Origin of the sequence: Vibrio diabolicus, from assembly GCF_011801455.1 — a bacterium.
Taxonomy (GTDB): domain Bacteria; phylum Pseudomonadota; class Gammaproteobacteria; order Enterobacterales; family Vibrionaceae; genus Vibrio; species Vibrio diabolicus.
Window position 1 is genome coordinate 880625 of the sequence record NZ_CP042451.1, and the last position, 15280, is coordinate 895904.

The window sequence follows — 15280 nt, forward strand, 5'->3', positions numbered from 1 at the left end:
TAGTTCAGAGACAAAAGCAGTAGCAAGGAATAATTAGAACAAGTATGGCGATTAAGCGAATTCTATTTGCAAGTTTACTGGCGACCAGTGTATCTGCAAATGGAGCAGAGAACTTCGTAGTTCAAGATATTGAAATCGATGGATTGCAGCGTGTAGCACTGGGTGCTGCGTTGTTGAAAATGCCTGTACGTGTCGGTGATACCATTGGCCAAGGCGATGTTGCAGAGATTATCCGTGCACTGTATGCATCTGGTAACTTTGAAGATGTGAAAGTGTTACGTGACGGCGGCGTTCTGATGGTTCAAGTCAAAGAGCGTCCTACCATTGCCAGCATCTCATTTTCTGGTAACAAAGCAATCAAGGACGAGCAGCTACAAGAAAACCTGAACGCATCTGGTGTTCGTGAAGGCGAAGCGCTTGACCGCACCACGCTAAGCAACATTGAAAAAGGCTTAGAAGACTTTTACTACAGCGTAGGTAAATACAACGCAACAGTAAAAGCGGTGGTGACTCCACTGCCACGTAACCGTTCTGACCTAAAGTTTGTCTTTACTGAAGGCGTGTCGGCAAAAATTCAGCAAATCAATTTTATCGGCAATGAAGTTTTCAGCGATGAGGACCTTCTTTCTCGTTTTAACTTGAATGTTGATGTGCCGTGGTGGAATTTTCTGTCTGACGAAAAGTACCAAAAACAAGTGCTTGCAGGTGATATTGAAGCGCTCAAATCATTCTATCTGGACCGCGGTTACCTAAAATTTAACGTTGATTCGACACAAGTTGCAATCTCTCCTGACAAGAAAGGGGTATACATTACTCTTGGCTTAGAAGAGGGCGAGGTTTACACCGTCAAGGACGTAAAGTTCCGTGGTGATTTGATTGGTGAGGAAGCGACGTTCGAACGACTTGTACCATTTGAAGACAATGAGACGTACAACGGCTCGTTGGTCACTTCAATGGAAGAGGGTATTAAACGTGTGCTTGGTGAGTCCGGCTACGCTTATCCTCAAGTGAATACCATTCCTGAGTTTGACGACGAGAATCAAGAAGTTTCTTTGGTCGTTAACGTCGATCCAGGTAACCGAATTTACGTTCGTGATATCCGCTTCACGGGTAACAACTCAACCAAAGATGAAGTACTTCGCCGTGAAATGCGTCAGATGGAAGGCAGTTGGTTAAACTCGAAATCGATTGAAACGGGTAAAACTCGTCTAAATCGTTTGGGCTACTTTGAAAATGTTGAAGTACAGACGGTTCGAGTTCCTGGTAGTGATGATCAAGTTGACCTAGTTTACTCTGTCAAAGAAGCAAACTCTGGTAGCGTTAACTTCGGTGTTGGCTACGGCACAGAATCGGGTGTGAGCTTCCAGGTTGGCCTGCAACAAGATAACTTCATTGGTAGTGGTAACCGTGTTGGTATCAACGCGATGATGAATGACTACCAGAAAAACATCAGTCTTGATTACCGTGATCCGTACTGGAACTTAGACGGTGTAAGCTTGGGTGGTAAGGTTTTCTATAACGAATTTGAAGCGAAAGAAGCCAATATCGTTGACTATACCAACGAAAGCTATGGCGCGAGCTTAACATGGGGCTTCCCATTCGATGAGTTGAACCGTTTTGAATTCGGTGTCGGTTATACGCACAACAAGATCGGTAACTTATCGCCTTACTTGCAGGTAGAGCAGTTCTTACGAGCACAAGCAGACAACATTGATTCTAGTGGAGCGTTGAACACAAACGACTTCGACTTCAATATCTCTTGGACACGTAATAACTTAAACCGTGGCTATTTCCCAACAGCAGGTAACCATCAACGTGCATTCTATAAAATGACCGTACCTGGCTCTGACGTTCAATATTTCAAAATGCAGTACGATGTTCGTCAGTATGTGCCATTGACTAAAAAGCACGAGTTTACCCTCTTGTTCCGTGGCCGCTTAGGTTACGGTAATGGTTACGGTCAAACGGATGGTAACGATAACTTGTTCCCATTCTACGAAAACTACTACGCAGGTGGCTTTACATCGCTTCGTGGCTTTGGCTCAAACTCTGTTGGTCCTAAAGCGGTTTACCGTGATACATCTGGTTCAAACAATGGCGCAGATACAGCAACAGATGACTCTGTTGGTGGTAACGCCGTAGCGCTAGCAAGTGTTGAGTTGATTGTCCCAACACCATTTGCATCAGAAGAAGTACAAAACCAAATTCGTACCAGTATCTTCTTTGATATGGCAAGTGTTTGGGATACGGAGTTTGACTACCGCGATTCAGGTGCGGAATATGGTGACCGTTACTACTACGATTACTCAGATCCAACCAACTACCGCTCTTCTTACGGTGCGGCGTTGCAGTGGATGTCTCCAATGGGGCCACTAGTCTTCTCACTAGCGAAACCAATTAAGAAATTTGATGGCGATGATGAAGAGTTCTTCACATTCACTATCGGTAGAACTTTCTAAAGAGGAAAATATTTTGAATAAAATGATCAAAGCGGCTGGGATTGGCCTTCTTGTACTGAGCTCTTCAATGTTTGCAAATGCGGCAGAAGCTGCACAGAAAATTGCTTACGTAAATACAGCTCAAGTTTTCCAAGCTCTTCCTCAACGTGAAGTTGTACTACAAAAAATGCAGAAAGACTTCAAAAGCAAAGCTGATGAACTGAAGTCAATTCAAGCACAAGCTAAAACAAAGATCGAAAAGCTACAACGTGACGGCGAGCTTTTGGGTCAAGACGAAGTTGAAAAGCTACGTATCGATATCGCGAAGCTAGACAGCGAGTACAAAGTGAAAGCACAAGCACTTGAAAAAGCAAGTGCGCGTCGTGAAGCTGAAGAAAAAGCGAAGCTTTTCAAAACGATTCAAGATGCAGTTAAGAAAGTCGCAGACAAAAATGGTTACGATCTTGTGATTGATATCTCTGCTTTGCAGTACGGCAAGCCAGAATACAATATCTCTGAAGACGTAATTAAAGCTCTAAAATAAGAAGTTATGAAGACATTAACATTAGCCGAATTGGCGACAATTACCGGGGGTGAGCTGTTTGGTGACGAGTCTCTCGTTGTAAGCCGTGTTGCCCCAATGGATAAAGCACAAGAAGGTGATGTAACCTTCTTGTCTAACCCAAAATACGCAAAACACCTTTCTGAGTGCCAAGCTACCGTTGTTATGGTAAAGGCTGAGCATAAAGAGCAATGCGTTGGAAACGCGCTAGTGGTTTCGGACCCTTATGTCGCATTTGCTCGTGTGGTCCAAGCGATGGATACCACACCAAAACCGGCAGACGATATTGCACCAAGTGCTGTGATTGCCGCTGACGTTAAGATGGGTGAGAACGTTACAATCGGCGCTAACGCCGTGATTGAAACGGGCGTGGAACTCGGCGACAACGTAAGCGTTGGCGCTGGTTGTTTTATCGGTAAGAACGCCAAGCTAGGGAATAACACCAAGCTTTGGGCTAATGTCACTATCTATCATGAAGTGTCATTGGGTGATGACTGTCTTGTTCAATCGGGCACCGTCATTGGCTCTGATGGCTTCGGTTATGCGAATGACAAAGGCGAGTGGATCAAAATCCCTCAGCTTGGTTCAGTGCGTATCGGTAACCGCGTTGAGATTGGTGCTTGTACTACGATTGACCGCGGTGCACTCGAAGATACTATCATTGAAGACAATGTCATTCTGGATAACCAACTTCAAATCGCGCACAACGTGCAGATCGGATATGGTACCGTGATGCCTGGTGGTACTATTGTCGCGGGCAGTACAAAAATTGGTAAGTACTGCCAGATTGGCGGCGCGTCTGTTCTGAATGGCCATATCACTATCGCAGATGGTGTGGCGATTACAGGTATGGGCATGGTAATGCGCAGTATCGAAGAAAAAGGCCTTTACTCATCAGGTATTCCACTACAAACGAACAGAGAGTGGCGTAAAACTGCAACTCGAGTTCACCGTATTGATGAGATGAATAAGCGCCTGAAAGCGGTTGAAAAACAGCTGGAACAGAAAGAAGAAATTTAGAACAAGTTATCTTTCGCTCTGTATTTAACGTGAAAGCTAACAGGCTCTAGTTCCATATTCTGTACGAAGACTCGCGAAATGCGGGTCTTTTTCTTCTATAATGACGCGCTCTAAGTAGATTTAACTCCAAGATGGTGCGTATTTTGCTAGTATATTGCAAAGCGATTCGGCTTTACGACCTATTGCCACGTTTGCCATCTTGGCGGCAAAAAATTGATATAGGAAGACGACTTTGACTACTGAAAAGAAAACGATGAACATCTCTGAAATTCAAGAGCTACTACCTCATCGCTACCCATTCTTATTGATCGACCGAGTGATAGACTTCCAAGAAGAGAAGTACCTTCACGCGATTAAAAACGTGTCGGTTAACGAACCTCAGTTCACAGGTCACTTTCCTCAACTACCAGTATTCCCAGGTGTTTTGATTTTAGAAGCAATGGCTCAGGCAACAGGCTTACTTGCATTTAAATCATTTGGTGCACCAACAGAAAATGAACTGTACTACTTTGCAAGCGTAGACGGCGCGAAATTCCGTAAACCAGTGGTTCCGGGCGACCAATTGGTTATTGAGGTAGAATTTCTGAAAGAACGTCGCGGCATTGCTGCATTTAGCGGTGTAGCAAAAGTTGACGGCGAAGTGGTATGTTCTGCAGAACTGAAGTGTGCTCGTCGAGAGTTTTAATATGATTCATGAAACCGCTAAAATCCACCCGGCTGCGGTGGTAGAAGAGGGCGCCAAAATTGGTGCTAACGTAACAGTAGGTCCTTTTACGTACATCACCTCTACGGTTGAAATTGGTGAAGGCACAGAAGTGATGTCTCACGTTGTGATCAAAGGTCACACGACTATTGGCAAAGATAACCGTATTTTCCCGCATGCTGTCATTGGCGAAGAAAACCAAGACAAAAAATACGGTGGTGAAGACACAACTGTGGTTATCGGTGATCGTAACGTCATTCGTGAAGCGGTCCAAGTTCACCGCGGCACAGTGCAGGACAAAGCAACCACGATCATTGGTGATGACAACTTATTGTGTGTGAATGCACACGTTGCGCATGATGTTGTTATTGGTAACCACACTCATATCGGTAATAACTCGATTCTTGGTGGTCACGTTACTGTTGATGATTATGCTGGTGTGATGGCACTGTCTGCGATTCACCCGTTTTGTACAGTGGGCGCTTACGCGTACATTGGCGGCTGCTCAGCAGTGGTGCAAGATGTCCCAGCTTACGTACTCGCGCAAGGTAACCACGCGACTCCTTTCGGCTTGAACCTTGTTGGCTTGAAGCGTAATGGTTTTGAGAAACCAGAGATTCGTGCGCTGCAAAAAGCGTATAAAGAAATCTACCGTTCAGGTAAGACGCTAGAAGAAGTGAAGCCTATTCTGGCTGAAATGGCTCAAGATTGGCCGGCTGTGAAGCGTTTCTCAGATATTCTGGAAACGACGGAACGTGGTATTATTCGTTAATTGGCGAATGAACCAATAAATAAAAAGATCGTGACCGAATTTGAGGTTACGATCTTTTTGTGTTTTATGGATAAGGCAAACCGTTATCCATAGCGCACAGGAAAAATAGCGAAGTAGATATGGAAAGACCATTACGTATTGGCATCATTGCCGGAGAATTGTCTGGCGATACGCTAGGTGAAGGCTTTATCAAAGCAGTAAAGCAACAATATCCAGACGCAGAGTTTGTAGGCATTGGCGGTCCGAAAATGATAGCCCAAGGTTGCGAGTCTCTGTTTGATATGGAAGAGCTTGCGGTGATGGGGTTAGTCGAGGTTTTAGGCCGCTTACCGAGACTTCTTAAAGTGAAAGCTGAGCTCGTTCAGTATTTTACTCAGAATCCGCCTGATGTTTTCATCGGGATCGATGCTCCTGACTTCAACTTACGTCTAGAACTTGACCTCAAGCAAGCGGGCATTAAAACCGTTCATTACGTGAGTCCGTCTGTTTGGGCTTGGCGTCAGAAGCGCATCTTTAAAATAGAAGCGGCAACGAACTTGGTGTTAGCATTTCTTCCTTTTGAAAAAGCGTTCTACGACAAATTTAATGTGCCTTGCGAGTTCATTGGTCATACCTTGGCTGATTCCATCCCACTTGAATCAGAACAAGTGCCTGCACGTGAGTTGCTTGGTTTAGAACAAGATAAAAAGTGGCTTGCTGTCCTGCCAGGCAGTCGTGGTAGCGAGTTAAAAATGCTCTCTGAGCCATTTATTGAAACCTGCAAGTTACTTCATAAAAAATTTCCAGAACTGGGGTTTGTTGTCGCACTTGTTAATCAAAAACGCCGTGAGCAGTTTGAACAAGCATGGAAAGAGCTCGCACCAGAGTTGGACTTCAAGTTAGTTGATGACACCGCACGTAACGTCATCACCGCATCCGATGCAGTGATGCTGGCCTCTGGTACCGTAGCGTTGGAGTGTATGCTTCTCAAGCGTCCAATGGTGGTGGGTTATCGTGTGAATGCATTTACCGCTTTCTTAGCTAAACGTCTATTGAAAACGAAGTATGTGTCATTGCCGAATATCTTGGCGGATGATGAGCTCGTCAAAGAATATCTACAAGATGAGTGCACACCAGACAATTTGTTTACTGAGGTTTCTCGCTTATTGGAAAGCGACAATAAACCGATGTTAGATAAGTTTACGGAAATGCATCATTGGATCCGTAAAGATGCGGATCAACAAGCCGCAAACGCGGTTCTAAAACTGATTGAAAAATAGAGATTTATCATGGCTGTTAAACCAAAAGCGACCAAAACCAAAGTTGAACTCCCTCCGTTTGAATATCCACAAGGTTATCAGTTTGTGGCCGGAGTCGACGAGGTAGGACGTGGCCCTTTGGTGGGAGACGTCGTCACCGCTGCGGTTATCCTTGATCCTAACAATCCTATTGAAGGTTTGAACGATTCGAAAAAATTGACCGAAAAGAAACGCATGGCGCTGCTTCCTGAAATCAAAGAAAAAGCTTTGGCGTGGGCGGTCGGACGTTGTTCTCCTGAAGAAATCGATCAACTGAATATTTTGCAGGCGACTATGGTTGCGATGCAGCGCGCAGTGGCGGGGTTACAGGTTCAACCTGATTTGGTGTTGATTGACGGTAACCGTTGTCCGGAGCTGCCAATGGATGCTCAAGCTGTAGTAAAAGGCGATCTACGTGTTGCCGAAATCAGTGCGGCTTCCATTATTGCCAAAGTCGTGCGTGACCAAGAGATGGAAGAGTTGGATAAACTTCATCCACAATTTGGCTTCGCGAAGCACAAAGGTTACCCAACTAAAGCGCACTTTGAAGCGATTGAGCAACACGGAGTGATTAGTGAACACCGCAAGAGTTTCAAGCCAGTAAAAAAAGCGTTAGGCATAGAATAATCAAACGATCTAATTGGTGTTATAAACCCAACCTCTTTAGGTTAGAATCCCCAATAAAATAGAGTTACACGGTACCTGTTAATGTCAGATCCCAAATTCATCCACCTGCGTGTTCATAGTGACTTCTCGATGGTGGATGGCCTCAACAAAGTTCCGCCAATCGTAAAGAAAGTTGCTGAACTCGGTATGCCCGCAATGGCGTTGACCGACTTTACCAACCTATGTGGTTTGGTGAAGTTTTACGGTACAGCACATGGCAGTGGTGTTAAACCGATCATTGGTGCTGACTTTAAAATGCAGTCGGACGAGTTTGGTGAAGAGCTGACTCAAGTGACTTTGCTTGCGGCGGATAATGTGGGTTATAAGAACCTGACGTTATTGATATCAAAAGCGTACTTACGTGGACATGTTCAACACCACCCTGTGATTGATAAAGCCTGGTTGGCTGAAATGTCTGAAGGCCTGATTGTATTATCCGGCGGTAAAAGCGGGGAAATTGGTCGCGGCCTTTTGAAAGGCAACCGTCAAATAGTGCAAGGGTGTGTTGATTTTTATAAACAGCATTTTCCAGATCGCTTTTATCTTGAGTTACTTCGTACCGGTCGTCCAGATGAAGAAACTTATCTTCACTTTGCAGTTGAATTGGCAGAGCAGCAAGACTTGCCAGTAGTGGCGACCAATGAAGTTGTATTCCTGAGTCCAGACCTATTTGATGCTCATGAAATACGCGTAGCGATTCACGATGGTTACACATTAGAAGATCCGCGCAGGCCAAAAAACTACAGTCCGCAGCAATATCTTCGTACAGAAGAAGAAATGTGCGAGCTGTTTGCTGATATTCCTGAAGCGTTAGAAAACAGTGTCGAGATAGCGAAGCGTTGTAACGTGACTGTGCGCTTAGGGGAGTACTTCCTACCAGCCTTCCCAACTGAAGGGATGAAAGAGACTGAGTTCTTAGTCATGAAATCCCGAGAGGGCTTGGAAGAGCGTTTAGAGTTCCTATTTCCAGATGAGGAAGAGAGGAAACGTCGCCGCCCTGAATATGATGAACGTCTTCAGATAGAGCTAGATGTTATCAACCAAATGGGATTTCCTGGTTACTTCTTGATCGTAATGGAGTTCATCCAGTGGTCAAAAGATAATGGAATTCCTGTAGGTCCTGGACGTGGTTCCGGTGCTGGTTCTTTGGTGGCTTACGCACTAAAAATCACCGATCTGGATCCATTAGAATACGATTTGCTATTCGAACGTTTCTTGAACCCAGAACGTGTTTCGATGCCCGATTTCGACGTCGATTTCTGTATGGATAAACGTGACCAGGTTATTGACCACGTTGCGGAAATGTACGGTCGCGACGCGGTATCTCAGATCATCACGTTTGGTACGATGGCGGCAAAAGCGGTAATCCGTGACGTTGGCCGCGTATTGGGTCATCCATTTGGTTTTGTTGATCGTATTTCAAAGCTGATCCCGCCTGATCCAGGCATGACGCTAGATAAGGCGTTTAAAGCTGAACCTGCGCTACCTGAATTGTATGAGGCCGATGAGGAAGTTAAAGAACTCATCGACATGTGTCATATTTTGGAAGGCTGTACGCGAAACGCCGGTAAACACGCTGGTGGTGTTGTAATTTCACCTACAACAATTACCGATTTTGCGCCAATTTATGCAGACGCTGAAGGTCACTTCCCGGTTACTCAATTTGATAAAAACGATGTTGAGACCGCTGGCCTAGTTAAGTTTGACTTCTTGGGTTTACGTACCTTAACCATTATTGACTGGGCGTTAGGGCTGATTAACCCACGTCTAGAGCGAGAAGGTAAAGAACCAGTTCAAATTGAATCCATACCGTTAGAAGACCCTGCCTCTTTCCGTTTGTTGCAAAACTCTGAAACGACAGCAGTATTCCAGCTTGAATCTCGGGGCATGAAAGAGCTGATCAAACGACTTCAGCCTGACTGTTTCGAAGACATTATCGCATTGGTAGCACTCTTCCGTCCGGGTCCTTTGCAATCGGGCATGGTAGATAACTTTATCGACCGTAAACATGGTCGAGAAGCGATCTCTTATCCAGATGAAAAGTGGCAACACGAGTCGCTAAAAGAGACGCTTGATCCAACCTACGGCATCATCCTGTACCAAGAGCAGGTAATGCAGATTGCGCAGATCTTAGCGGGTTACACGCTAGGTGGTGCGGACATGCTCCGTCGTGCAATGGGTAAGAAAAAGCCAGAAGAGATGGCAAAACAACGTGCTATCTTTGAAGAAGGTGCGATAAAGAACGGTATCGATGGCGAGTTGGCGATGAAAATCTTCGACTTGGTAGAGAAGTTCGCTGGTTATGGTTTTAACAAATCGCACTCTGCTGCTTATGCATTGGTTTCTTATCAGACTCTTTGGCTGAAAACCCATTATCCTGCCGAATTTATGGCCGCGGTAATGACAGCTGATATGGATAACACGGAAAAAGTCGTTGGCTTGGTCGATGAGTGTTTCCGTATGAAGCTCACCGTGCTGCCACCAGACATCAACTCTGGCCTATATCGCTTTAATGTTGATGAAAATGGCGCAATTGTTTACGGTATTGGTGCGATAAAAGGGGTAGGTGAGGGCCCTATCGATGCGATTCTTGAGGCAAGAAATAAAGGTGGTCACTTTAAAGACCTATTTGATTTCTGTGCTCGAGTTGATCTAAAACGCGTCAATAAACGAGTGATAGAGAAGCTGATTTACGCGGGCGCGTTGGATCGACTAGGCCCACACCGCGCGGCGATGATGGCGTCACTCAATGATGCGGTAAAAGCAGCAAGTCAACATCACCAAGCTGAGGCGTTTGGTCAAACGGATATGTTTGGTGTGCTAACGGATGCGCCTGAAGAAGTAGAGCATAAGTATACGCAGGTTCCGCCTTGGCCAGAAAAAGTGTGGTTAGAGGGCGAGCGTGATACCCTAGGTCTATATTTGACAGGGCACCCAATTAACGCCTACGTAAAGGAACTAAACAAATACACCAGTTGTCGACTAAAAGACGCAACGCCCACTCGCCGCGATCAATCTGTCACGGTAGCCGGCCTGGTTATTGCCGCTCGTGTAATGACGACCAAGCGTGGTACACGAATTGGTATTATGACACTGGATGACCGAAGTGGTCGTATGGAAGTGATGTTGTTCTCCGATGCGCTGGATCGATACGCTGAACTTCTCGAAAAAGACAGAATTTTGGTCGTTTCTGGACAGGTCAGCTTTGATGACTTCAACGGTGGCCTTAAAATGTCGGCGCGTGAAGTTATGGATCTCGGCAGTGCGCGCGAGAAATACGCTCGTGGTTTGTCGGTATCGATAGATGCAAATCAGATCAACGATCAGTTTTTTGAGCAGTTCAGCCGTATTTTAGAACCGCACAAAGCTGGAACCGTACCCGTCAATGTATACTACCAGCGTGCCGACGCCAGAGCGCGGTTAACATTGGGCACCGAGTGGCGAGTAACGCCAAGTGATACATTACTCGACGATTTAAAACAGTTACTTGGCAAAAGCCAGGTAGAACTCGAATTTAACTAAAAATTCAGCGCAATGTGTTAGACGCTGAGTAAACAAGGATTCATAGATGAGCCTAAACTTTCTTGAATTTGAAAAGCCAATTGCAGAACTAGAAGCGAAAATTGAAGCATTACGTGATGTCTCTCGTCACGGTGGTGATTCTGCGATTGACCTGGATAAAGAAATCGAACAGCTTGAGAAGAAAAGCTTAGAGCTGAAGAAAAAAACCTTCAGCGACCTAGGCGCATGGGAAACAGCTCAACTGGCTCGTCACCCACTACGTCCTTACACGCTGGATTACATCCAACACGCTTTTGAGGAGTTTGATGAATTAGCGGGTGACCGCGCGTTTGCAGACGACAAAGCGATTGTGGGTGGCATGGCTCGCCTTGAAGGCCGTCCTGTGATGATCATCGGTCATCAAAAAGGTCGTGAAACCAAAGAGAAAGTGAAACGTAACTTTGGTATGCCAAAACCAGAAGGTTACCGTAAAGCGCTACGTTTGATGGAAATGGCTGAGCGTTTCAACATGCCGATCATCACATTTATCGATACGGCTGGTGCGTATCCAGGTGTGGGCGCAGAAGAGCGTGGTCAATCTGAAGCTATCGCGAAAAACCTAAAAGTGATGTCTGGTCTTAAAGTGCCAGTAATCTGTAACGTTGTTGGTGAAGGTGGTTCAGGCGGCGCACTAGCAATTGGTGTAGGTGACTACGTGAACATGCTTCAGTATTCTACGTACTCAGTAATCTCTCCTGAAGGTTGTGCTTCAATCCTATGGCGTGATTCTGACAAAGCGCCGCAAGCGGCAGAAGCGATGGGTCTAACTGCTCCTCGTCTTAAAGAGCTTGAACTGATCGACGAAATCATTGAAGAGCCACTAGGCGGCGCTCATCGCGATCATGTTCAAATGGCAGCGAATATGAAAGCGACACTACTTCGTCAGCTAGAAGATCTAGAACAATTGGATGAAGAGACGCTACGTGAACGTCGTTACCAGCGCCTAATGAGCTACGGTTACTGTTAATTTCGGTGATTGCAATTAAGCGTTAGCTGATATCTCAAGTGATAACAGTTAAAATAGAAAGGGTTGGATGAGAGTCCAGCCCTTTTTTGTACCTATCGGATCGCTTATGGAATCGCTTTACCCGCATTTTGCTCAAGTTCTCGGCCGCTACTATCAATCAGGCACTAAGGTTGTCTTGGCGTTTAGCGGAGGAGTGGATTCACGTCTTTTACTCGAATTACTCAGTCGCTATCAACAAGCGCATTCGATAGAGTGCCACGCCGTATATGTGCACCATGGTTTGAGCTCGAATGCCGATGATTGGGCCGATAAATGCTTACTTTGGGCAAAACAAGTGGGCATATCATGCTCGATTGAGCGAGTGAGCTTAGACATCAGCAATGGTGAAAGTATTGAACTTCTTGCTCGTGAAGCTCGCTATCAAGCCTTAACTAAGTACATTCAAGAAGGCGATATACTGTTGACCGGCCAACATGCTGATGATCAACTAGAGACTTTTCTCCTTGCTCTTAAGCGAGGCAGCGGGCCAAAAGGGTTATCTTCGATGGCGGAGAGTATGCCGTTTTCTGGCGGCTCCCTAGTTCGACCATTGCTTACTATCAAGCGGAAGACCATCGAAGACGCGGCTACTAAATTAGGCTTGGAGTGGGTGGAAGACGAAAGCAACCAAGATACCCGTTATGATCGTAACTTTCTTCGTCATTGTGTTATTCCTGAATTGTCTGGTCGCTGGCCGAGTATCCATCAAGCGGTTCAGCGCAGTGCAAGCTTATGTGCTCAACAAGAAGCGCTATTGGATGAACTATTGAGCGCGGTGTTTGAACACGCTTTACAAACGGATCTAAGTTTAAGTATTAAAGAACTGGCTAAGCACAGTGAATTAGCGCGTGCGCGCTTGATTCGTATGTGGCTGGCTAAGCTTAATACTAGTATGCCGACTCAGGTACAACTCAATCTTATCTGGAATGAAGTCGCATTAGCTCAGCAAGATGCCAACCCCAAACTACAACTTAAACAAGGTGAAGTGCGCCGTTTTCGAAATCGTCTCTATTGGGTAACGGAAATAGCTGACGTCACTGAGTGGCAAAGTAGGATTCAAGTCGATACCGTTTTATCGCTTCCAGAGCGGCTAGGGGAGCTGACCTTAACGACGAGTTCTAGCAACGCAACGATTGCGCTTCCGAGTCAGCCAGAATTGCTTCGCGTGACCTTCAATCCGGAAGGCTTATCAGCGCATCCAACCACGCGTAATCACAGTCGAAAGCTGAAGAAGTTGTTCCAAGAATACAATGTGCCAAGCTGGCTGCGTCGTCAAATTCCGATTTTGATGTATCAAGACCGAGTCGTTGCAGTGGCAGATCTGTTCGTTGATCAGGCGTTTAATGGTCAAGATTGTGAACTTATTTGGCGCAGGTAATGAAAATTCATGCCACAATGTCGATTATAAAATATAAAAATCCTTAAATAATAATTGATTAGGTGAAGCAATGAAAAAAACAATCATGGGCGCAATGGTGGCGCTAACCATATTCTGTGGTCATGCTCTAGCAGCGGGAGATGCCACAGCTGGTCAAGCAAAGGCAGGAGTATGCGCAGCATGTCATGGCGCCGACGGCATTGCTGTCATTCCGGGTTACCCAAACCTGAAAGGGCAAAACGAGCAATACATTATCAGTTCAATTAAAGCCTATAAAAACAAAGAGCGAACAGGTGGTCTTGCTGCTGTTATGCAAGCTCAAGCTTCACTGTTGTCTGATGAAGACATCGCTAATCTAGCGGCTTACTACGCAAGTTTGAAGTAAACGCGAGTCTGAAAAAGCTTGGACGATTGGGCATTGAGCAGTCCTCACTGGGGTTTTATCAACTCACGATATTCGCTATGTTAATTTGCTCAATCTGGATTTTCGCTGGTGGATCAGAGACAAACATTGAATGTTGCGAAACGCTAAACGATAATAAGCGCAATCGATTGAAGCTTAAGGGATGAACATGAAAAAAATTGAAGCGATTATCAAGCCATTTAAATTGGATGATGTTCGAGAAGCGCTAGCTGAAGTTGGCATTACAGGGATGACCGTCTCTGAAGTGAAAGGCTTTGGTCGCCAAAAAGGTCACACCGAGCTTTACCGTGGTGCAGAGTACATGGTGGACTTTCTGCCTAAAGTGAAGCTCGAAATCGTTGTAACGGAAGATGTGGCTGATAAATGCGTAGAGACGATCATTGAAACCGCGCAAACCGGCAAAATTGGTGATGGTAAAATCTTTGTTACTGATGTTGAGCGTGTGGTTCGTATCCGTACTGGTGAAGAAGACGAAGACGCGATCTAAGGTTTCTTGTTACCTGTCTCGTATTTATTATGCTAAAAGGGAGCCAAGTGGCTCCTTTTTTGTTTTTTACTTTCAGTGAAATCAAATAACCCGAGGTTGGTTGTTCCAGTTTTAGGGTGCGTATATTCAGGTTTGTCGTATGTTTAAGCGTTTTTTTCTGGCGTTAGCTTTTCTTATTATGGCGGTATTGGTCGGCTTCCAGGTTATTTTCACCGTACCAGATCAGCCGCAAATCATTACTCAAACAGGTTCAGAGCTGACGCAGGATATTAGGTGTATCGAATTTAGCGGCTCAAAAGCTCTGGATCAGGGCGGTGAAATCAATGTACTTGTCTGGAATATCTACAAACAGAACCGGAATAATTGGCAAAGCGCACTCAATGAATTCTCTGCTGATAAGCAGCTGCTGTTATTGCAAGAAGCCAGCATGACACCATCTTTTAAGCAATGGTTGGTGGATGGCAACTGGGTCAGCAACCAAGTGAGTGCCTTTAAGGCGCTGGGCAGCGGTGCGGGTGTGATTAGTATCGCTCAAGGGCAACCAGAAAAAGCCTGTGCTTATACGTCTAAAGAGCCTTGGCTGCGTTTACCCAAGTCTGCACTATACAGCCAATATCAATTAAGCAATGGCGAGAGACTCGCTGTGGTGAATGTACATGCAATTAACTTCACGGTTGGCACGCAAGAGTATGTCTCTCAGTTAACGGCTCTTGAAATGCTTTTAAAGCATCATACAGGGCCGATCCTATTCGCTGGAGACTTCAATAGTTGGAGTGAATCTCGCGTTAATGCGATGCGACAGGCCTTAAAAGCCGCGGACTTGCAAGAAGTGACGTTCTCGCCTGATCATCGAGTCCAATTTATAACGGGATTACCGTTGGATCACGTATTTTACCGAGGACTGACCCTCAAATACGCGAAAGCGCCGCAGAGCGACGCTTCCGATCATAACCCATTGTTACTGTCATTTACGTTAGATGATTAGC

The 15280-nt window shown here is 45.5% G+C and carries 13 protein-coding genes; all 13 read left to right on the plus strand.

All coding sequences use genetic code 11. The features are described 5' to 3' along the window. Positions 1 to 44 precede the first annotated feature (44 nt). The 13 genes from bamA to FR741_RS04245 all read left to right on the plus strand — a co-directional run bounded on the left by bamA (position 45) and on the right by FR741_RS04245 (position 15279). Entirely contained in the window at positions 45 to 2459 is a 2415-nt protein-coding gene (gene bamA / locus FR741_RS04185; RefSeq protein ID WP_006741664.1) for an outer membrane protein assembly factor BamA, read from the plus strand. Between the two features lie 13 nt (positions 2460 to 2472). Continuing rightward, complete coding sequence (locus FR741_RS04190; RefSeq protein WP_005391804.1) at positions 2473 to 2982, plus strand: OmpH family outer membrane protein; 510 nt, start codon at positions 2473 to 2475, stop codon at positions 2980 to 2982. Positions 2983 to 2988: 6 nt separating this feature from the next. After that, positions 2989 to 4020, plus strand: a complete 1032-nt coding sequence (gene lpxD, locus FR741_RS04195) for a UDP-3-O-(3-hydroxymyristoyl)glucosamine N-acyltransferase (protein WP_065645509.1) — start codon at positions 2989 to 2991, stop codon at positions 4018 to 4020. Positions 4021 to 4252: 232 nt separating this feature from the next. Continuing rightward, positions 4253 to 4705 carry a 3-hydroxyacyl-ACP dehydratase FabZ gene (gene fabZ, locus FR741_RS04200; RefSeq protein ID WP_005380349.1) on the plus strand — a complete coding sequence of 151 codons (453 nt, stop codon included), beginning with the start codon at positions 4253 to 4255 and terminating at the stop codon, positions 4703 to 4705. A 1-nt stretch (position 4706) separates the two neighbouring features. Then, on the plus strand, positions 4707 to 5495 hold the full coding sequence (gene lpxA, locus FR741_RS04205; RefSeq protein ID WP_167426314.1) for an acyl-ACP--UDP-N-acetylglucosamine O-acyltransferase: 789 nt from the start codon (positions 4707 to 4709) through the stop codon (positions 5493 to 5495). 119 nt (positions 5496 to 5614) lie between these two features. Then, the gene (gene lpxB / locus FR741_RS04210) at positions 5615 to 6754 is read left to right on the plus strand and encodes a lipid-A-disaccharide synthase (protein ID WP_104970852.1); all 1140 of its coding nucleotides are present in this window, start codon (positions 5615 to 5617) and stop codon (positions 6752 to 6754) included. A gap of 9 nt (positions 6755 to 6763) precedes the next feature. Further along, positions 6764 to 7399 carry a ribonuclease HII gene (rnhB, locus tag FR741_RS04215; protein WP_167426315.1) on the plus strand — a complete coding sequence of 212 codons (636 nt, stop codon included), beginning with the start codon at positions 6764 to 6766 and terminating at the stop codon, positions 7397 to 7399. Positions 7400 to 7480: 81 nt separating this feature from the next. Next, on the plus strand, positions 7481 to 10960 hold the full coding sequence (dnaE, locus tag FR741_RS04220; protein ID WP_005385364.1) for a DNA polymerase III subunit alpha: 3480 nt from the start codon (positions 7481 to 7483) through the stop codon (positions 10958 to 10960). Between the two features lie 46 nt (positions 10961 to 11006). Further along, entirely contained in the window at positions 11007 to 11966 is a 960-nt protein-coding gene (gene accA / locus FR741_RS04225; protein WP_005380365.1) for an acetyl-CoA carboxylase carboxyl transferase subunit alpha, read from the plus strand. 106 nt (positions 11967 to 12072) lie between these two features. Beyond that, positions 12073 to 13383: a tRNA lysidine(34) synthetase TilS gene (gene tilS / locus FR741_RS04230; protein ID WP_167426316.1), complete on the plus strand. Its 1311-nt coding sequence runs from the start codon at positions 12073 to 12075 to the stop codon at positions 13381 to 13383. Positions 13384 to 13453: 70 nt separating this feature from the next. Further along, positions 13454 to 13768: a c-type cytochrome gene (locus FR741_RS04235; protein WP_167426317.1), complete on the plus strand. Its 315-nt coding sequence runs from the start codon at positions 13454 to 13456 to the stop codon at positions 13766 to 13768. Between the two features lie 187 nt (positions 13769 to 13955). Next, positions 13956 to 14294, plus strand: a complete 339-nt coding sequence (gene glnB / locus FR741_RS04240; RefSeq protein ID WP_005436810.1) for a nitrogen regulatory protein P-II — start codon at positions 13956 to 13958, stop codon at positions 14292 to 14294. 139 nt (positions 14295 to 14433) lie between these two features. Further along, positions 14434 to 15279, plus strand: coding sequence for an endonuclease/exonuclease/phosphatase family protein (locus FR741_RS04245; protein ID WP_006741670.1), 846 nt, complete (start codon positions 14434 to 14436; stop codon positions 15277 to 15279). Position 15280 lies beyond the last annotated feature (1 nt).

What these genes read in the sequence shown, in the direction of transcription:
- bamA (WP_006741664.1), top strand. Translation starts at nt 45, where the DNA reads ATGGCGATTAAGCGAATTCTATTTGCAAGTTTACTGGCGACCAGTGTA.
- lpxD (WP_065645509.1), top strand. Translation starts at nt 2,989, where the DNA reads ATGAAGACATTAACATTAGCCGAATTGGCGACAATTACCGGGGGTGAG.
- lpxA (WP_167426314.1), top strand. Translation starts at nt 4,707, where the DNA reads ATGATTCATGAAACCGCTAAAATCCACCCGGCTGCGGTGGTAGAAGAG.
- lpxB (WP_104970852.1), top strand. Translation starts at nt 5,615, where the DNA reads ATGGAAAGACCATTACGTATTGGCATCATTGCCGGAGAATTGTCTGGC.
- rnhB (WP_167426315.1), top strand. Translation starts at nt 6,764, where the DNA reads ATGGCTGTTAAACCAAAAGCGACCAAAACCAAAGTTGAACTCCCTCCG.
- dnaE (WP_005385364.1), top strand. Translation starts at nt 7,481, where the DNA reads ATGTCAGATCCCAAATTCATCCACCTGCGTGTTCATAGTGACTTCTCG.
- accA (WP_005380365.1), top strand. Translation starts at nt 11,007, where the DNA reads ATGAGCCTAAACTTTCTTGAATTTGAAAAGCCAATTGCAGAACTAGAA.
- tilS (WP_167426316.1), top strand. Translation starts at nt 12,073, where the DNA reads ATGGAATCGCTTTACCCGCATTTTGCTCAAGTTCTCGGCCGCTACTAT.
- FR741_RS04235 (WP_167426317.1), top strand. Translation starts at nt 13,454, where the DNA reads ATGAAAAAAACAATCATGGGCGCAATGGTGGCGCTAACCATATTCTGT.
- glnB (WP_005436810.1), top strand. Translation starts at nt 13,956, where the DNA reads ATGAAAAAAATTGAAGCGATTATCAAGCCATTTAAATTGGATGATGTT.
- FR741_RS04245 (WP_006741670.1), top strand. Translation starts at nt 14,434, where the DNA reads ATGTTTAAGCGTTTTTTTCTGGCGTTAGCTTTTCTTATTATGGCGGTA.